This is a genomic window from Streptomyces lycii (assembly GCF_009735685.1).
Classification (GTDB): Bacteria; Actinomycetota; Actinomycetes; order Streptomycetales; family Streptomycetaceae; genus Streptomyces; species Streptomyces lycii.
Genome location: NZ_WHPN01000396.1, coordinates 1 through 18,056 on the forward strand (window position 1 = coordinate 1; position 18,056 = coordinate 18,056).

Genomic DNA, 18,056 nt, shown 5'->3' on the forward strand with positions numbered 1-18,056 from the left:
GGGCTTGGTGAAGCTCCATCCTCTGCGCTTCCGGAGCTGCGGGGCTTCGCCCCAATATCCCAGGGCTTCGCTTCGCTCCGCCCTGGAGCGGCGGGTCTGCTGCGCTCCCCCGACCTCAAGGGCCCTTCCGGCTGCGCCTCCAGGGCCTAGGGCCCGCTTACGCGGGCCGGCTGGCTAGCGAGGAACCGGTGCCGCTCGTTCGTGTCGGGTTCTAGCGTAGTGGGTGTCTCATGTTGATGCACCATGTACCGTTGGCAGAAATTAGAGAGATGCTGGGGTGGGATATATGGTTAGCGCGCGAGGAATTCCGATGGGTATCACTCTCAGGGCAAGGTACTTTATCCGTGGCTCATGGGCACTGGGTCGATCGTGCTGACATAGAGCAGTACAGGGCCCTGTGGGTCGAGCACGGTGTCCCGAAGGATCAGATCGACCGAGTGGCCGCGTACGAGGGGGTCTGGGGTGGCCTCGCCCTTCCTCCCTCTCCTCACTATGACGGCGGGCCGCGAACGCTCAGCGGAGACGTACCCGAGGGACCGGATCCCGACTGGCACTTCGAAGCAGGCCTGCAGCGAACAGCTCTCCCCTACTCGTTCATGATCGGCCCCAACGGGGAGTTCGGGCTCCACGCCGGCAACTGGGTCCCCCTGCACTCCACCGTTGAAGGGTGGGTGGAAGCAGTCGCCCTGGCCGATCATGCCCGGCGATGCGCACGCACCACCAAGACAGTCACCGGTGACGCCGTAGACGACCTCGGCCTCGAAGGGTTCGATCCTGTTCCGGAAGTCGCCGGCCTCGCAGACACCTGGTGGCGCGGAACCGACTCCCTCATCGCCATCTACCGCGGCGAAGCCGAAGTCATGAACGCGCCCCAATGCCAGACCGCCACCATCTACAGCGGCCTCGACCAGTGGGGACTCAGAGGACTCGACAGTTAGACAAACGCCTCAACACCCGACCTCTGCCGCACAGAATGGACACTCGGAATGCACGGCATTTCCCTCAAGGAACACCAAGTAGACCAGAAGTCGGCGTTCCGGAAGTGGGGGGGATTCCCTGCAAGATCATCTGTTCCTGCGGAGGGGGCACGGGGCACGATCGTGTCCGCGACCGGATCAGGCAAGACAATCACCGCCGCCTCCTGCGCGCTCGAGTGCTTCGGAAACGGTCGGATCCTCGTGATGGTGCCCACCCTGGACCTGCTGGTGCAGACGGCCGAGGCGTGGCGCCTGGTGGGCCACCGGGCCCCGATGGTCGCGGTGTGCTCGCTGGAGAACGACCCGGTGCTGAACAAGCTCGGGGTCCGCACCACCACCAACCCCATCCAGCTCGCCCTGTGGGCTGGGTCTGGATCGGTGGTCGTGTTCGCCACGTACGCCTCGCTGGTGGACCGTGAGGACATCGACGCAGCCGAGGGGCAGCGGACGGTTCGCGGGCCGTTGGAGGCCGCTCTGGCGGGCGGGGAGCGCCTGTACGGCCAGCGCATGGCGGGCTTCGACCTCGCCATCGTGGATGAGGCCCACGGAACCGCTGGTGATCTTGGTCGACCTTGGGCGGCGATCCACGACAACCAGCGGATCCCCGCCGACTTCCGGCTCTACCTCACCGCTACCCCCCGCATCCTCGCTGCACCCCGCCCGCAGAAGGGTGCCGGCGGCCAGGAGGCGGAGATCGCGACCATGGCCGATGACCCGAACGGCACCTACGGCCCGTGGATTGCCGAGCTCGGGCTCTCGGAGGCGATCGAGCGCGAGATCCTCGCCGGGTTCGAGATCGATGTCCTCGAGATCCGCGACCCCTCCCCCGGCCTTGGAGAGTCCGAAGAGGCGCGGCGCGGCCGGCGCCTGGCGCTGTTGCAGGCCGCGCTCCTGGAGCACGCGGCGAAGTGGAACCTCCGCACTGTCATGACGTTCCACCAGCGGGTCGAGGAGGCCGCCGCGTTCGCGGAGAAGCTCCCGCAGACGGCTGCCGAGCTGTACGTCAACGACGCCACGGACGCCGACCTGGCCGCCGCCGACAAGCTGCCGAAGTCCTCGATCGACGCGGAGTTCTACGAGCTGGAGGCTGGCCGCCACGTCCCGCCGGACCGGGTGTGGTCGGCGTGGCTGTGCGGCGACCACCTCGTGTCCGAGCGCCGCGAGATCCTGCGCCAGTTCGCCAACGGCATCGACGCAGCCGGACGCCGGGTCCACCGCGCCTTCCTCGCCAGCGTTCGCGTTCTCGGAGAAGGCGTCGACATCACCGGCGAGAGGGGGGTCGACTCGATCTGCTTCGCCGACACCCGCGGCTCCCAGGTGGAGATCGTCCAGAACATCGGCCGGGCGCTCCGGCTCAACAAGGACGACAGCACCAAGGTGGCCAGAATCATCGTGCCCGTGTTTCTGGAGCCCGGCGAGGACCCGACCGACATGGTCGCCTCCGCCAGCTTCCGCCCCCTTGTAGCGGTCCTCCAGGGCCTGCGCTCGCATGACGAACGACTCGTCGAACAGCTCGCTTCCCGCGCGCTCACGAGCGGGAAGCGCAAGGTCCACGTCCGTCGGGACGAGGACGGGCGGATCGTCGGGGCCGGCGGCGAGGGTGACAGCGAGGACCAGGAGGACGACGACACGCAGGCCGCCGCCGAAGCGGCCCTGCTCCACTTCTCCAGCCCGCGCGACGCCGCGACCATCGCGGCGTTCCTGCGCACCCGGGTCTACCGGCCGGAGTCCCTGGTGTGGCTGGAGGGCTACCAGGCCCTGCTCCGGTGGCGGAAGGAGAACGAGATCACGGGCCTCTACGCCGTTCCCTACGACGTCGAGGTCGAGGTCGGCGTCACCAAGGACTTCCCGCTTGGTCGCTGGGTCCACCAGCAGCGGAAGGCGCTGCGGGCGGGTGAGCTGGAGGAGCGGCGCAAGATCCTGCTGGACGCCCCGGAGGCCGGGATGGTCTGGGAGCCGGGCGAGGAGGCGTGGGAGAACAAGCTCGCCGCGCTCCGGTCCTACCGGCGGGCCATGGGGCACCTCGCTCCGCGTCAGGACGCCGTGTGGGGCGAAGGCGAGGCGATGGTGCCGGTCGGCCAGCACATGGCCAACCTGAGGCGCAAGGGCGGTCTGGGCAAGGACACGGAGCGGGCCGCCGTGCGCGCGCAGCAGCTGGCCGCGATCGATGAGGACTGGAACTGCCCCTGGCCGCTCAACTGGCAGCGGCACTACCGCGTCCTCGCGGACCTGGTCGACGCCGACGGCAGCCTGCCGGCCATCGAACCCGGAGTGCTGTTCGAGGGCGATGACATCGGCCGATGGCTGAAGCGGCAGAAGAACCCGGGCACCTGGGCACAGCTTCTCCCCGAGCAGCAGGAGCGGCTGTCGAAACTGGGCGTGCAGCCCGCTGAGGCGTCCTCTCCCGCCCCGGCGGAGCTCCGTCCGGCGCTGGCGGCAGCCCTCAAGGGGCCGAAGAAGGCAGGGAGCAAGGCCGAGGCGGCGTTCCAGCGGGGCCTGGCAGCCCTCGCGCAGTGGGTGGAGAAGGAGGGACAGCGGCCCGTCCCGCGCGGCGTGGTCGTCGAGGTCGCGGTCGTCGGCGAGACGGAGCCGGTACCGGTGAAACTGGGGGTCTGGCTCTCCAACACCAAGTCGAGGCGCGACAAGCTCACCGCGGAGCAGCGCGCCGCCCTCGCCGCACTGGGGATGCAATGGACAGGCGCGGTGCCAGCCGTCGAAGCCGCCCCGCAGCCGCTGACCCCTCCCCCGCCGCCGTGAGACCCCGGGCCCGCCCGCGAGGGCTCGGGGTCTCGTGCGTCAGCCGCATGGCGGCCAGCTGCTACCGGTGTCGCGGGACGGTGCCCCGGACCTCCGCCAGGACGACGCCGGTCACCGGGTCGCGGTGCACCGGGACGTACAGGGCCCAGTCGGCGTCACCGGTCGTGAGCCAGTCCCCCTCCCACGGGGCGTCGGTGGTCTCCAGCTCGCGACCGGCGAACGGGCCACCAGCGAAGCGAACGATCACAGCAGTACCTCCAACCGGCGGGAGCGTCCCGCCTCACCCCTTGGTGGGGCTCAGCACCCGGAGGACAGCACCAAAGTGCCGGCGACTTACGCCCCGGCCTGGCCACCAGGACGACGGGTTGGTGCCGGCCCACTCCGCGGTGCACCGGCAGCGGGCGCCGGAGCCCGGCCGGGAGCCGGGTGGCGGGATCCTGGTCAGCCTTCTGGCCGTCTTGCTGGGCGATGGATGGTCACAGCGGAGGCTCGGCTAACTCGGCGTGAAAAGCCCGCACGGGCCCGCAAGGCGGCGGCGAAGGCGACAGCAGCACCGGGACCGGGAAAGGGCGGTGAGGCAGTCCAGGAGGGCCTGCGGGCCCTTCAGCAGTACATCGAACGGGAAGGCCAGATGCCGGGGCGGGCCGTCGTCGAGCGGCTGCCCAAAGGAAGCGAGCACCGCACCGGGATCTGGTACGCCAACCAGAAAGCCCGCCGCGACCGACTCGACCCCGCACGACTCACCGCCCTCGTCCACCTCGGCATCGACTGGGCACGGTAGAAGGCCGGTGCCCCTTGCGCTGGCCCCAGTCGGCCAGCGCAAGGGGCTGTGGTCTACCGCCGGAAGCCTCGTCGAGGGTCCCTGATGCTGCGGTTGTCGAACGCGTCGAACCAGGCGGCCTCCCGAAGGTCACCCACGCCCATGAACTGGTTTGCGGGGTGATCGGGGTCCTCGATGCCGGTGAACTTGGAGTGGAAAAGCATCAGGACGTCGTGGTCTTGGAACAGCAGGTCGGAGCAGCTGTCCCAGCTGTAATCGTCCTCGTGTTCCGGGAGGCTGCTGTGGTCGTCCTCTGCGGGGCGGTCTTCCAGGTAGGTCGGTGCGTCCTCGATGGCCAGGTGCAGGGCCATCTCCTCCGCAGTGCAGGTGGGGTTGGGCCAGTTTCCCTTAGCGAGGTCGGCGGCCAGGTCGTCAAAGGCGCGCGCCATCCGCCGTCGCCAACGGTGGTCGGCTGTCCAGGTGAGCGGTGGCAGTCGGTCGAAGACCTCCCACGTTGCGGAGTCAGCATCTGACAGGAACTGGTCCCCCAGACGCTGCGCGTCGTCGTAAGCCTGGTCCGCGAGGGCGACCAGTGCCGTGTGGAGCAGGTCAGCGGTACGGGGCGTGAGCTGCCATCCGCACTCCTCGCATTCCTCGTCCTCACCCTTGCACGGACAGTCCCGGGTGGCGAAGAGCGCTGCGAAGTTAGGGGTCTGTTCTTCGGCTGCGGGCCAAGTCTGCTGGCCTCGCAGGCGCCAGCCGTGAGTGAACCGGGTGACGACCGGCGCCGCGCTCCAGTCAGCCAGCTCATCCCCGTCTTCGGCGCGCAGAAGCTCCGCGGAGCTCTGCTCTTCCAAGGTCTGGGTTCCGGCGACATCCGGGTCCTCGGTGAGGGTCATCACGGCTCCGATCAGGTCGCGTGGATCGTCATCACCGAGTTCGGATGCAGGCAGCGGCTCCCAGCCGCGGTCGACAGCAGCGCGCAGAAGAGCGTCCTCGTCGGTGACGTGGAACTCGTGCAGGTGCGCGATCCGCACGACCTTTCCCGGAAGGTCCTGCAGTCGCGGGTGCCCCACCGGTCCGGACGCCACGTCTGAGACTGCTTCGTCCTCTGACGGATCCGGGTCGGGTACCACGAACAAGGTGCCAGGTTCTGTCTGCCAGATGCCGCTCGCGGCCTGGACGACGGCCTGGCGCAGCGAGCCGGCCGGTGCGTCCGGCATCTCAGCCGTGAGGGCCTTCAGTTCATCTTCGACGTTGGTGGCATCACGTCGGGCCAGGACTCGGCGCAAAATGCCCACCGCTTCAAAGGCGTGGTCGGGGTCCTTACAGGTCAGGACAGCGGTCAGGGAACTGGGGCCGTTGTCGTGAGCCAGCAGAGCCATCACACGGCTCTTGCTGGACGTGTGCTCACACAGGAAATCGATCGCCTGGGCTACGGGCAGCGATGAAGGCATCGCGGGACTCCAAGGGAAGAGTGCTCGGCGCGCGCCGGACAAGGGGGCACACGCGCACGCGGCAGGGAACCCGCTGGTGGACACGGTACGAACGCGTCCCCGGACGGTCACAAGAAGACTCGAGGAGCCAGCTGGTGCCCCCGCTACGAACGAAGACCCGGACTCGGCTCCCCGACCCTACCCAAACCTCACGACGCTCACACGGCGAATCCGCAGAAACCACCAGCTCCGCCAACCGGTTACCCGACGCCGTCGACACGTGGCAGATGGCAGATTCTGCAGACCATTCCGTCGCTGGCACGCCGCCGGGGCTCTCGTAGCCGACTTCGGCCGGTGCTGCCCCAAAGACACCGGAACTGGCGGGCAGGGACCGGCGGCGTGGGAGAACTGACACTCGGACTGCTGGGTGCCGACCCTGTCGGCTGGCCGCTAGGAGAGGCGGAGGTGGGACAGATCGAGCAAGGGCTGGAGCGCGCGTTGCGCACCCGGCCCATTCCCTCAAGCACCGAGGCCCGCCTGCGTTTCCTGCTGGCAGCGCACCGTGGTTCCACGCGGAGGGTGGCTACCGTGCTGGGGGTATCACAGCGCACCGTGCAGCGGTGGGTGACGAAGAAGCCACGAGCGCGTCGTCCCCCTGGTCCGACGCAGGTTCGTGCAATCACGGAAGCAGTCCTGGCACGGTGGCAGCCCCGGATACGGGCCCGCCGACGTGCCCAGGCAGAGGCGGATGGCTTCGTCTTCCATACCCGTGCGCGATTCGGGTTCGCGGCTCCTGCAGGCTCCTCAGACGATCCGCGGGTGCGGTGGATCACCCAGGACCTGCCAGGAGAGGTAGCCAGGGAACTGTTCGCCGCTCGGGATGCCGACGCGGGTGAGCAGCAGCAGACAGTGATCCTCGCCCGGGCGCTGGGACACGCCTACTTTCGCGATTGGGGCCACCGGGCCCACGGGCTGCACATCGTCTTCAACGACATCGAGTTCGCCGACTTCTCGATCGGCTGATCCTGCCTTGTCGAGCGCCCGCGTCAGGGGTCAGCGTCGCGAGGGCCTGCGGCGGCTGGCCAGTCCCGCTTCGTACCTTTCGGCTCCCTGCCGCTCTCGCCAGTCCCACTCCACGCGGCCGACCGGGCCTTTGCGGCGGGCTGCGGGCGGCTGGGGCGGACGCAGTCTGGCCGTCTCCGCCACGCGTAGCAGGTGCGCACGGTCACCTGGCGCGGCGAGCAGTTCTTGGTCCTCGCCGGATAGCAGCCGGGTGAAGCAGGCTGCGGCCCGCAGGAAGACGTCGGCCCAGGGTGGTACGGGGTAGGCGGCGCAGCCGTCGGTGTAGCGGGCGCGGTCGTGCAGGACGAGCGTGGCCGCGGCAGTGTCGTAGTCGCGGGGGCGTGCGGTGGCGAGCTGCTGGAGGGAGGCGCCGGTGAACAGCGCGGCGGCGACGGTCGCGGCCAGGCGCGGATGTGCGGTCGCCGCGTGCAGCCGGTGGGCGACTCGCTGGGCGGTGGGCGCGGTGAGAGGCACGGGCGGTGGGCGGTGCCACCAGACGATTGACGGGGGCATACACGGGGCGGCGCAGGGGCGGGGGCTGTCGTAGGAGACGAGGCGGTCCAGTGCCGGCAGGGTGAGCCACCGGCTGGCCGGCGCGGCGGGCTCGTCTGGGGGCGGGGGTTCGGCGGTAGGCGTGCCGTAGTAGTGGCGGCGGGCAGCCTCGATGTCGGCTGTGACGGAGTAGTCGGCCGTCCGCAGGCCTGGCGCAGAGCGGCGGGAAGGTGAGGGCGATGGCAGACCAGGGTCAGGTGGATACCGGTGCGGGCCTGTAGCTGCAGCAGGCGCATCGTGCGGCGGGCGGTGAAGCGGTGGGCGCGCAGGACGGTCAGCCGGGTGACGGGCAGGGCGGTCAGCCAGGCAGTGGCGGCTTCCCAGGCGGGCTGGCGGCCGCCGGGGAAGCGGCCCGGGAGCAGGGGCGGTTTGCCCAGGGCGACGAGAAGGTCGTGGGCAAGGCCGGTTTCGCTGGTGGTGCCCGGGCCCGGGTGCAGGGTGATCCGGCCGGACAGCGGATGGTGGGCGACCAGAGCGGTGTGCGTGTGCAGCACGTCGTCGTGACGGTCGAGAACCACGGTGACGGACGGCAGCGGCGGGGCAGGAGGCATGGACGGTGTGGTCAGGCGAGGCGGCTGAAGGCCCAGCGCAGCAGCTCCTGGTCGACGCGGGCACGTCCCGTACGAGCCAGTGCGGTACGGGCGTGGGCGGTCAGCTGGGCCCGGGCGCGGAAGTTGCCGTGCGCGGCGTGGCTGTCGGCGAACGTGATGTTTTCGGGGTCGGCGTCGGCCCAGATCGGGTGGAACAGCGGGATCACCTCGAGGACCTCGTCGGGTGTGAGTCGGGTGAACTGCTGCCAGATGAAGACGCGGGAGGACAGCATCGGTTCGCGGCGCAACACGGTGTGGCAGCCCGCGCCGCCGACGAAAATGATGGCGAGCTGGGTGGAGGGCTCGTCCCAGAGGTAGCGGAAGTATTCGAAGGCCTCCCCGTTGAGCCACTGGGCCTCGTCGACGAGGAAGGTGCGGGGGCGTTCGGCCAGGGCCGTCTTCAGCAGACGGTCGAACTCGCTGGGGTGGCGCGGTGGTTCCCCGGCCAGGTCGAGCGCGGTGAACAGTTCGTAGCGGACCGCGCGGGCCGTGGGCCGGGCCCGGAAGGTGATCTTGCGGACGTCCTCGCCGGGTTTGAGTGCGAGCAGGCAGGTGTTGACGGCGAGGGTCTTGCCGAAGCCGGCGCCGCCGTGGATGCACATCATGGCGCGGGCGGCGACGGTGTCGGTGACGTTCTCCCGGGCGGTGAGCAGGGCGCGGGTGGTGACCACGGAGGCGTCGGGCAGGTCGACGTACTGGTAGGTGGCCGCGGTCACGAGGCGTCTCCGTCTTCATCGGTGGTGGGACGTGCGGCCCGCCCGCCCGGGCCGTCCGGGGCGGAAGCGCCATCAAGGCCGGGCGGGGACCAGACGGGCGGGCCTGGCGTGGTCAGCGCGGCCAGGGAAGCCGGGGTGCGCCACTCTGCCGGGGGCGCGGCGTGCGGGATGAGGTCTGGCATCGCGAGCTGCGCGAGTCGGAGTCGGCATTCTGGGCGAGTTCGGCCTCGGCCTGCGCGGTGGTCAGCGCGCCGATCCGCTGAGGTGCCTCGGCCTGGGTGGCGGCGGCGTAACGCTCCCGCTGGGAAGCTTCGAGATCCTTCTTCAGACGGAGGGCACGGGCAGACCGTGCCCGCCGTACGGCGCGGAGCTGTTCTTCCGTTGCCTGGTCAGCCAGGTCCGCAGGACCGAGGTAGCGGCCGGTGGCGGCGTCGTAGACCTCGATGCGGTGGTCGTGGTGGGGCATGAAACGGACCCGGACCAGGATCCCGGCCTGACCGGTCATCCACGCCCCCACGTAGTCACGTCTCCTGAAGCGGATACCGCGGGTGGTCAACGTGCGGGTGCCGGCGTCTTCGAGAGTGAACGTCCACAGGGCCGTGGCTGGCACGTCCCGCAGCGGGATGGGATCGTCCTGCCATGTCTGGAGTGGGGTCTTGCCCCGTAGCGGTGCGGGGCAGTGCTCGGTGTTCCACCACCGTGTCCACTCCAGCAGCCGAGCGGTGAAGTCCTCGAAGCCGAGCAGCACCTCGTCCTTCTTCGGCCGGGAAGCCCGTTTACCGGGGCGCGGCTGACGGGCATAGCCGGGCAGCGCGGCCAGGAACATGCTCTCCACCGCCCGGTTCAGACCCTCGACCGTGCCCTTGAGGTGAGGGGTGTAGGCGGGCAGGTCCTCCACGGTGACGTCGAGGACATCGAACGCGGCGGTCACCGTCCTCGACAGGAAGTCCTTGCCGCGGTCGACACGTACCTTCTCGGGCAGGCCGCCGAACGGGCCGTAGGGGTCCTCGCGCAGGACCGCGGAGCGCAGCGCGGCCAGCACCGACTCCCGCGACGGATGCACCGGCGTCACGGCGACACCGGTGATCGCGTTGGTGGCGCAGTCGGTGAACCAGGTGATCCACGGCCTGCGGGCCCTGCCCTCGACATCGACTAGGACGGGGGCCTGCATGTGGTCGGTCTCCCACACGTGGTTGCGCCAGCTCCGTGGCCGGGTCAGGAACACATCGTGTTTCCGCGCGGCCCGCTCCCCTCCCGCGAGCCCGGCCCGCTCCCCCGGCGTCAGATCCCGCTGGATCGCCCGGTGCAGCGTCGGAATCGACGGAGGCGGCTGCCCCTCGCCCCTGGCCGCGCGAGCGGTCAACTCGCGATGCACCGCTGCGACGTTTCCCTTCCACAAGGCCAGCAGACAGCGCACTTCGGAGTGACGGAGAAGCGGTTTTTACTCTGGGCTCGCGCCCCGGGCTCTGCGGCCGCTGACGCGTCACGCTCGGCAGCGGCAAGCCACCGCCACACCGTGCGCTCGGTCACTTCCAACGACTGAGCCATCAGCCGCACATGCCGCGTTGTCAGTTGCTGGTCCTGCCGCAGAGCGAGCAGCCGGCGCACGGCAGGGCCGCGCAGCGCCGACAGGGAGGAAGAAGGCAGGCCTTGTCGGCGTCGGCTGAAAAGTGGACCAGGGGCGGCGCTTGAAAGTTGACCCCCTCCAGGGGTCTGGCTCGTTGAGTCAGGCCGGGAGGAGTGGTGATCAGCGTGGAGGACTGGGCGGAGATCCGCCGGCTTCACCGGGCCGAGCAAATGCCGGTTCGGGCGATCGCAAGGAAGCTGGGGATCGCGAGGAACACTGTCCGCAGGGCGATCGCGCACGACGCGTCGCCGAAGTATCAGCGGGCCGCGAAAGGCTCGATCGTGGACGCCGTCGAGCCGCAGATTCGTGAACTGCTCGAGCAGTGGCCTGAGATGCCGGCGACGGTGATCGCGGAACGGACCGGCTGGGACCGCGGTCTGACCGTGCTCAAAGACCGGATCCGGGACCTGCGGCCGGCTTATCGGCCTGCGGATCCGGCCTCGCGGACGGTCTATGAGCCGGGCGAGATCGGCCAGTGCGACCTGTGGTTCCCGCCGACCGACATCCCGCTCGGCTTCGGTCAGGTCGGGCGACCGCCGGTGCTGGTCATGGTCGCGGGCTACTCGCGGTGGATCACCGCCCGGATGCTGCCGTCCAGGTCGGCGGCCAACCTGATCGCCGGGCACTGGCGGCTGCTGACCGAGCTGGGCGCCGTCCCGCGGGTGCTGGTCTGGGACAACGAGGGAGCCGTCGGCTCCTGGCGGTCCGGCGGACCCCAACTCACGGATGAATTCGCCGTGTTCGCCGGACTGCTGGGCATTAAGTTCCTGCTCTGCAAGCCACGGGATCCAGAAGCCAAGGGCCTGGTCGAGCGGGCCAACGGCTATCTCGAGACGTCGTTCCTTCCCGGCCGGGTGTTCACCTCGCCAGCCGACTTCAACATTCAGCTCGCCGACTGGCTGACCAGGGCCAACCGGCGCATCCACCGCACCTTGCAGGCCCGCCCTGCGGACCGGCTGGAAGCCGACCGCTCCCGGATGCTGGCCCTGCCGCCGATCGCCCCGCCCGGCTGGTGGAAGGCATCGCTACGGCTGCCCCGGGACCACTACGTCCGCCTGGATACCTGCGACTACTCGGTGCATCCGCTGGCCGTCGGCCGCCGCATCGAGGTCTCCGCCGACCTGGACCAGGTCCTGGTGACCTGCGACGGCGTCGAGGTCGCCCGCCATGCCCGCAGCTGGGCCCGCCACCAGACCATCACCGATCCCGACCACGCGGCCGCTGCCGCCGCCGCCCGCAAGAAGGCTGGCGGCACGAAAGCGGCGCCGGTGGACGTGACGGAGGTCGAGGAACGGTCGCTGGACGCCTACGACCGGATCTTCGGCGTCATCGACGGCGGACTGAGCACGGGCGAAGGGGCGGCGTGATGAGCACGAAGAACGGCACCAACCAGGCTCGGACCAGCCGCGACGTGGGCTCCGAACTGATCTATCTGACCAAGGCGCTGAAGGCCCCGGCCCTGCGGGATGCGGCCGCCCGGCTCGCCGAGCGGGCCCGCGACGAGGGCTGGAGCCACGAGGAGTATCTGGCCGCCTGCCTGCAGAGGGAGGTCGCCGCCCGCGACTCCCACGGCGCCGAGGTCATTTCGCTGAAGGGCGACAGCTATCGCATGCGCGGCCGTGACCTCGGACGGGTTCCCGCCGCCAACACCGGGGAATGACCAACATCAACTGACGCAGCGGGGGGTCATTTTTCACCCGCCGGAATCGGCTCACATTTCAAGCGTCGCCGACAGCCCCCGTCTGCGGCTGCGCGGTGTGCGAGGGGGTGTGGGCGCTGGATGAATTCGCCAGCAATGCCGGTGAACGGCCGGCACGGGCTGCCGCACACAATGTGGCCGTGCTGATGGAGTGGCTGCGCACGCTGACCGCGATCACTCCAGCTGCGGTTCGTGTCCTGAGCTGGCAGTTGTCGTTGTCCTGGCATGGAAGGAGACTAACAGGATTGGCTGAAAAATAATCTTTCCGTCGCATGGAAGATCCGTAAGAGTGTAGAAAATTGACCTACACACGGGAGATTCTCATCATGCGTTCTCGGGTTCTGAAAGCATCGATTCCTGTCGCCCTTGGGGGCCTGCTGCTCGGAGCTGGTACGGCGCACGCCAATGAGAACTATTACCTGAGCATCGGCGGTGCGTACGGCATTGCGAGTTACTACACCGAGAGCGGTGCCAAGAAGATGAACGGCTACGTTCACGACACACTCGCTGACGGTCACTGCGCCATGCTGTGGATGGACTTCACGACCAATCCGCACCAGCATCACGACGCGCAAGCGTATATAGCTTGCGGAAACGGAAACCAGGACTGGGGGGTCGCGCGCAGCAGCACCGACTCCAACATCAACGGGATTCGGACCGCCGTGTGCATCACCGGTGTCCATGGCTGCTATGACCAGAATGGCAACCAGCAGGAATGGCCCTACGTGTCATGGGACGCGAAGACCTGCTGGTGGTATCGGGTCGACAGCCGGGCGAACGGAAAGTGCGGCGAGGGGAACCCTCTCGGGTGAGTCGGCCTGCTCGTGGCGACACGACCCCGGTCTTCTATCTCTGACCCACGGTGCAAGGTCGTGGCGGCGGAAGTTCACGCTCGCTGTCCAGTTACTGCTGAAGTCGACGCCAAAATAGCAGGCGCTGTCGACGGCCGGCACCAGCTCTGTCGGCGCCAGTTCGTCGAGGAGGCGTCCTGCCCGGCCCAGATGCTCGTGCACACCACGGCGTCCCCGTCGAGCAGGCGGTTCAGCTTCTCGGCGGCTTGGGATGACTGGTCGATGTTGACGTGTACTTCTAGATGCACGAGCCACGAGAAACACTTCTTCGGAAGCCATCTACTGATCGCGGACACGCCTTCTTGGTCGTGCCTCGCCACCGCTATACCCGCGAACCCTCCTTCTACCGCTTCTACTCCACCACCCCCGTCAGCCTCGCCGGCCTCGTCCACGTCATCTGCACCAGGTGGAAGATTGAGGTTCCCCCGAGATGCGGGAGTGGGTGTCAGAGGGTCAGATGGGTCTCGTGAGAGGAGCTCAGACGATGCCTGCCCCGAGGAAGTACCCGTTGGAGTTGCGTGAGCGTGCGGTCCGGATGTACCGGACCGCCGAGCCGAAGCCCGTGATCCGCCGCATGGCCGAGGAACTCGGCGTGCACCACGAGGCCCTGCGCAACTGGATCCGGCAGGCCGAGGCTGATGCCGGCGAACGCGACGACATGCTCACCACCGCCGAGCGGGAGGAGCTTGCCGCCCTGCGCAAGGAGAATGCACAGCTCAAGCGGGCGAATGAGGTCCTGCGGACGGCCTCGGCTTTTTTCGCGGCTCAGCTCGACCCGACCCGGTCCAGGTGACGGCGCTCGTTGACGAGCACCCGCATTTGGGGGTCGAGCCCGTACTCCGGGAACTGAACGTCCCCTCCTCCACCTGTTACCGGTGGCGCCAGGCCGGGACCGAGCCGTGCGAACGGCGCCGCCGGGACGCCGAGCTGACCGGGAGGATCCGGCAGGTCCACGACGAGTCCGGCGGGATCTACGGCTCACCGGGCGTGCACGCCGTCCTCAAGCGCGAGGGCGTCCACGTCGGCCGCAAGCGCGTCGAACGGCTCATGCGGCAGGCCGGCCTCGCCGGGATCAGCCCACGCCGGGGCAAGGGCTTCACCCGCCGCGACCCGGACGCCGACCTCGCCCCTGACCTGGTGCAACGCGACTTCACCGCGGACAGGCCGAACCGGCTGTGGGTCACCGACTTGACCATGATCCCCACCGGAGAGGGGCCGCTGTGGCTGTCCGCGATCCGCGACGCGTTCTCCCGCCGGGTGGTGGCCTGGGAGACCTCCGCCCGCGCCGACGCGGACCTGGTCCTCACCTCGCTGGAATACGCCCTGGCCAGCCGCGAAGTCGCCCCCGGCGAGCTCATTCACCACGCCGACCATGGCTGTCGATACACGTCCGTGAAGCTCACAACACGCCTGGTCAGGGCCGGGATCCAGGCATCCATGGACTCGGTCGGCGACTCGTTCGACAACGCCCTGGCGGAGAACTTGTGGATGGTCATCAAGACCGAGTGCATCCGCGGCCGCATCCTCGCCACACGTGCCGAGGGGCGAACCTCGCGCTCTTCACGTACATCGACGGCTTCTACAACCCCCGCCGCATGCTGACCCGGTGCGAGGAGCTGCGGCAGTTCTGCGACCGGTGGGAACCGAACGGTCCGGGCGTGAGGCTGTGGCTGGGGCGCGCCCCAGCCACAGCCGGCTGGCACGAGTAGCCCGCTATCAAGGCCCCGGTCGAGCGGGCCGAGACTGTGTATCCCAACGCAGCTGTCGGCGTACGCCTGAACCTGCTCAACCCCGTACAGGTGAACGTGCTCAGTTGATGATGCGCTGACCACGGGTTCTCGTCAGCCCGCAGTGGACGGTCGACAGCGTCAGCCGGCCGGGCACTTCTCATGCCACCTTGATGACAACCTTGCCCGAGGCATGACCGTTCTCGACGGTGGCAAGGGCGGCCGGGGCGTCGGAGAGCGGATGGACCGCGGTGATCACGGGTGCGAGGAGTCCGTCGAGGGCCATCAGGGCCGACCGCTCCAGGTTCTTGCGGTCGACGCGACGCTCGACGAAACGCCCACCGAGATCGGGCACAGACATATCACCCACAGCGATGACGTTGCGGGGATCCTGGGCCAGCGGAGCGACCGTCCGCAGCGAGGTGCCTCCGGCCAGGTCGACGATCCCGTCGAAGCCGTCAGGGACCAGCTCACGTGCCGCGGCGGCGACGTCCTCGGCGGTGTAGTCGATGAACCGCACCCCGATGGCCTCGGCGTGCTCGCGTTTGGCGGTACTCCCGGTGCCGATCACACGCAGCTCGCGCCCGACAGCCAGCCGGGCGACGGCGAGGCCTACCCCGCCCCCGACCCCGTTGACCAGGACCGTGGCACCGGCCGGAAGGCTGAGCTGGTCGAGCACGTCCACCGCGGTCGCCCCGGCTACTGGCAGCGTTGCCGCCACGGTCGCGGACAGACCCTCCGGGATGCGCGCGGTGTTCGGCGCGGACAGCACCGTCGTTTCGGCGTAGGTACCGCCACCGGTGAGTGCGAAGCCGAAGACCGCGTCACCCACCTGGAGCCCGTTGACGTCCTCGCCCCGGGCAAGAACGGTTCCGGCTGCCTCCATGCCCAGCACGCGGGGAAACGGACGCCCGCCGTCGAGCCCGTCGACCAGACCCGAGCGCAGAAGGTGGTCGAGGGGATTCACACCGGCGACGTCGACCTGGATCAGTACCTCGCCACGACCGGGGACAGGGGCGGGGCGATCGAAGAACTCCTGCACCTCGGGCCCGCCATACCTGCCGAAACCCCACGCCTGGCCCATCTTCCGCCGCCTCTCGTATGACCGACCCGGTGATTCCGGGCGTTGTCGCTATCCTCACCTCTGACATTGATGTGAGGGGCAACCGGCTGAGATGCAGATCACAGCATCAGGTCGACTGCGCTACCGGTTCCGAGGCCGTGGACAGCTCCGCCCGGTGTCGGCTGTTGCCCCTGATCAGCACGTCGAGTGCATCCCGGGTCTCGATCAGGTGCGCGATGTCGGCCTCGATCCGGTCGCGCTCGCGCATCATCGCCGTGAACGTCTCCTCGGCGACGCCCAGGTCGCCCGGGACGTCCACACACGGCAGCACAGTCGCGATCACCCTGCTGGACATGCCCGCGTCGAACAGCTGTCGGATGAGTGACACGCGCTGGACCGCAGCATCGGAATAGTGACGCTGCCCCGCGTCGGAGCGTGAGCTGGTCAGCAGGCCCTGCTCTTCGTAGTACCGCAGTGAGCGCGGACTCACGCCCGTGCGCTTGGACAACTTGCCTATCCGCATCTCTGAGAGCCTACGCCCGCGTGCTCCAGGTCCAGACCGCCGTCGAGTCATGGACGCTCACGGACACCCCCACGGCCGCAGGGTTGTCCTCCCCGGCCCCACGACTGGACACGTTCGTCTGTACACGCCCGAGCACTTTTCTCGGTACGCCGACAGCAGCGGAAGTGCTGTCGGTTCTCGTGAACATCGAACACCGTGCTCCTTCAGCGCCTCCCGAAGTCGTGAACCACTGCTGTCGCAACTCGTGAGCAAAGCCAGACGGGAGAGCCTCAACTCTGCTCCTGTGAGGGTGAAGCCCTGGCGCGGGAGTGGAAGTCACCCCAGCCACGCAAGGTTCGCTGCCAACCGCAGCCGGGGTGACGCTTATGCCACTACCTCTCCGAGGGAGAGGAGCGGAAGCTTGGTCGAAGCGGCGGCTGCGGTCAACGCCTGGGCAATCCGGCGGCTCTGGTAGGGCTTGGCGTAGCCGTCGAGTTCACCCACGGAGACCCAGGCGCAGACGGAGAGCTCTCCCACGGCATCGACGGGATCGCCACGGCCTTCGCCTCCTCCTCGGTGAGAACGCCTCCGTCGCAGACGACGGTCAGCCCCTCGGTGGAGCCGGTTTCCGGATTGGCCGGCACCTGGTCGAGGGCCGGGAAGTGCGTGACCTGGCGGACGAGGCCCGTCTCCTCCTTCAGCTCGCGAGACGCGGCTTCAGCGATGGACCCGCCTGCGTCGGCCGATCCGCCGGGGAGAATCCATCCGTCCTTGTAAGTCGGGTGGACCAGGAGGATGCGGCTCCCGCTGTCCCGGACGAGGACGACGGCCCCCAGGCGTCGGGGCGGAGGGTTGGTGTGGTCGGTGGGCTGGTGTCCCATAACGCCGAACACCTGTCGTGCGGTGTCGCGTACGAACTCCCCAATCTCAGGGCTCGGCATCGTGCCCGTTTCCGTAGCCATGCGATGACGCTATGAGAGGAAACGGTCACCAAGGGATACAGCTTGTACCCCTGCGTTCGTGTACCCCTGTGCAGCGGCCCCTACGGAGTCCGCAAGCTCGCGAGCGCCGTCCCGGATCGAGACTGGCGAGTGCAGCACGAGATCTGCGGCGAGCCATCGAGCCGACGGCACGTAACGCACCGCTTCCGGGGACGCTTTGAAACCCCGCTGGAGGTAGTGGAGCGACCCTGCGTGTTCACGTCGTGCGTACTGAGAGCGGGCGGCGTCGACCAAGAGGCGCGAGCGTCGCTCGACGGACGTAATGGAGTCCGGGATTGCGTCAGCAGCCCTGCGCAGGGCTGCCCCTGGCGTTCGCAGGTCCACCCCGATGGTCACAGCGTGCACCGCGACGTTCCCGGCACCGAAGGCGGTCCAGGGGTGCGCGTACCCGGTCGGCAGTTGCCTCGCGGTGCGGTCTGCCTCGTCGTGCCAGCGCCAAGCGGTACCGTCGCTGCCCTCCTGAGCAGCTGTCACGGCCGCATGCAAGCACAGAGCCCCGAAGGTGCTCCGAAGATGCTGAGAGCCGCCCTCCAGGCGCGGGCGCAAGCTCTCGGCGGCCTCCGCCGCCAGGCGAAGGGCCTCTTCCGTGTGGCCGGAGTTACGCAGGCCGTTGCCCGTGATCCAGGCAGCAAAGGCGAGCAGAACGGGGTCGTCGGACTCCTCGCAGGCCATGCGCGCACGATCCACGACGATCCAGTACAGCTCGGGCTCTGCGACGTGCGCCGAAAACTGCTGG

Annotated in this window: 18 protein-coding genes and 1 pseudogene; 10 read left to right on the plus strand and 9 right to left on the minus strand. The window is 68.8% G+C overall.

The window, feature by feature from the left end; all coding sequences use genetic code 11:
• Positions 1-437: 437 nt before the first annotated feature.
• Both GCU69_RS27355 and GCU69_RS27360 read left to right on the plus strand, forming a co-directional pair.
• Positions 438-938, plus strand: a complete 501-nt coding sequence (locus GCU69_RS27355) for a hypothetical protein (RefSeq protein ID WP_235978733.1) — start codon at positions 438-440, stop codon at positions 936-938.
• A gap of 48 nt (positions 939-986) precedes the next feature.
• Complete coding sequence (locus tag GCU69_RS27360) at positions 987-3,734, plus strand: DEAD/DEAH box helicase (protein ID WP_156207460.1); 2,748 nt, start codon at positions 987-989, stop codon at positions 3,732-3,734.
• Between the two features lie 61 nt (positions 3,735-3,795).
• Here the strand turns inward: GCU69_RS27360 and GCU69_RS27365 are convergent, their stop codons facing one another.
• The gene (locus GCU69_RS27365; RefSeq protein WP_156207461.1) at positions 3,796-3,981 is read right to left on the minus strand and encodes a hypothetical protein; all 186 of its coding nucleotides are present in this window, start codon (positions 3,979-3,981) and stop codon (positions 3,796-3,798) included.
• Positions 3,982-4,206: 225 nt separating this feature from the next.
• Between GCU69_RS27365 and GCU69_RS27370 the strand changes: the two genes are divergently transcribed.
• Positions 4,207-4,515: a hypothetical protein gene (locus tag GCU69_RS27370; RefSeq protein ID WP_156207462.1), complete on the plus strand. Its 309-nt coding sequence runs from the start codon at positions 4,207-4,209 to the stop codon at positions 4,513-4,515.
• A 53-nt stretch (positions 4,516-4,568) separates the two neighbouring features.
• On the opposite strand, the gene GCU69_RS27375 is transcribed toward GCU69_RS27370, so the two are convergent.
• Complete coding sequence (locus GCU69_RS27375; RefSeq protein ID WP_156207463.1) at positions 4,569-5,951, minus strand: hypothetical protein; 1,383 nt, start codon at positions 5,949-5,951, stop codon at positions 4,569-4,571.
• Positions 5,952-6,395: 444 nt separating this feature from the next.
• Here GCU69_RS27375 and tpg point away from each other — a divergent pair, with 444 nt between their 5' ends.
• Complete coding sequence (gene tpg, locus GCU69_RS34850) at positions 6,396-6,953, plus strand: telomere-protecting terminal protein Tpg (RefSeq protein WP_156207464.1); 558 nt, start codon at positions 6,396-6,398, stop codon at positions 6,951-6,953.
• Positions 6,954-6,983: 30 nt separating this feature from the next.
• Here tpg and GCU69_RS34135 read toward each other — a convergent pair whose 3' ends face one another.
• From GCU69_RS34135 to GCU69_RS27395, 3 genes and pseudogenes are all read right to left on the minus strand, one after another.
• Complete coding sequence (locus tag GCU69_RS34135) at positions 6,984-7,466, minus strand: hypothetical protein (RefSeq protein WP_235978734.1); 483 nt, start codon at positions 7,464-7,466, stop codon at positions 6,984-6,986.
• Between the two features lie 640 nt (positions 7,467-8,106).
• Positions 8,107-8,850: an ATP-binding protein gene (locus GCU69_RS27390; RefSeq protein ID WP_156207465.1), complete on the minus strand. Its 744-nt coding sequence runs from the start codon at positions 8,848-8,850 to the stop codon at positions 8,107-8,109.
• Positions 8,847-10,458: pseudogene (locus GCU69_RS27395) on the minus strand (transposase). Before GCU69_RS27395 ends, GCU69_RS27390 begins: the two are co-directional and overlap by 4 nt.
• 135 nt (positions 10,459-10,593) lie before the next feature.
• Between GCU69_RS27395 and istA the strand changes: the two are divergent.
• From istA to GCU69_RS27410, 3 genes are all read left to right on the plus strand, one after another.
• A complete protein-coding gene (gene istA / locus GCU69_RS27400) occupies positions 10,594-11,844 on the plus strand; it encodes an IS21 family transposase (protein ID WP_156207466.1) in 1,251 nt (416 codons plus the stop codon).
• Entirely contained in the window at positions 11,844-12,137 is a 294-nt protein-coding gene (locus tag GCU69_RS27405; RefSeq protein WP_156207467.1) for a P-loop NTPase family protein, read from the plus strand. Before istA ends, GCU69_RS27405 begins: the two co-directional genes overlap by 1 nt.
• Positions 12,138-12,475: 338 nt before the next feature.
• Positions 12,476-12,988 (plus strand): hypothetical protein, encoded by a 513-nt coding sequence (locus GCU69_RS27410; protein WP_156207468.1) that lies wholly within the window; start codon positions 12,476-12,478, stop codon positions 12,986-12,988.
• A gap of 74 nt (positions 12,989-13,062) precedes the next feature.
• On the opposite strand, the gene GCU69_RS27415 is transcribed toward GCU69_RS27410, so the two are convergent.
• Positions 13,063-13,275: a hypothetical protein gene (locus tag GCU69_RS27415; RefSeq protein ID WP_156207469.1), complete on the minus strand. Its 213-nt coding sequence runs from the start codon at positions 13,273-13,275 to the stop codon at positions 13,063-13,065.
• A 236-nt stretch (positions 13,276-13,511) separates the two neighbouring features.
• Here GCU69_RS27415 and GCU69_RS27420 point away from each other — a divergent pair, with 236 nt between their 5' ends.
• Positions 13,512-13,820 carry a transposase gene (locus GCU69_RS27420; RefSeq protein ID WP_170315945.1) on the plus strand — a complete coding sequence of 103 codons (309 nt, stop codon included), beginning with the start codon at positions 13,512-13,514 and terminating at the stop codon, positions 13,818-13,820.
• Complete coding sequence (locus tag GCU69_RS27425) at positions 13,817-14,629, plus strand: IS3 family transposase (protein ID WP_156207471.1); 813 nt, start codon at positions 13,817-13,819, stop codon at positions 14,627-14,629. The genes GCU69_RS27420 and GCU69_RS27425 overlap by 4 nt, the downstream gene beginning before the upstream one ends.
• Positions 14,630-14,914: 285 nt before the next feature.
• Here the strand turns inward: GCU69_RS27425 and GCU69_RS27430 are convergent, their stop codons facing one another.
• The 3 genes from GCU69_RS27430 to GCU69_RS27440 form a co-directional block, all read right to left on the minus strand.
• Entirely contained in the window at positions 14,915-15,796 is an 882-nt protein-coding gene (locus GCU69_RS27430; protein WP_170315946.1) for an NADP-dependent oxidoreductase, read from the minus strand.
• A gap of 148 nt (positions 15,797-15,944) precedes the next feature.
• Positions 15,945-16,340 (minus strand): MerR family transcriptional regulator, encoded by a 396-nt coding sequence (locus GCU69_RS27435; protein ID WP_156207473.1) that lies wholly within the window; start codon positions 16,338-16,340, stop codon positions 15,945-15,947.
• Between the two features lie 422 nt (positions 16,341-16,762).
• Complete coding sequence (locus tag GCU69_RS27440; protein ID WP_156207474.1) at positions 16,763-17,281, minus strand: NUDIX domain-containing protein; 519 nt, start codon at positions 17,279-17,281, stop codon at positions 16,763-16,765.
• 552 nt (positions 17,282-17,833) lie between these two features.
• On the opposite strand from GCU69_RS27440, the gene GCU69_RS33300 reads away from it, so the two are divergent.
• The coding region (locus GCU69_RS33300) for a hypothetical protein (protein WP_218037989.1) at positions 17,834-18,056 on the plus strand (223 nt) is incomplete at its 3' end.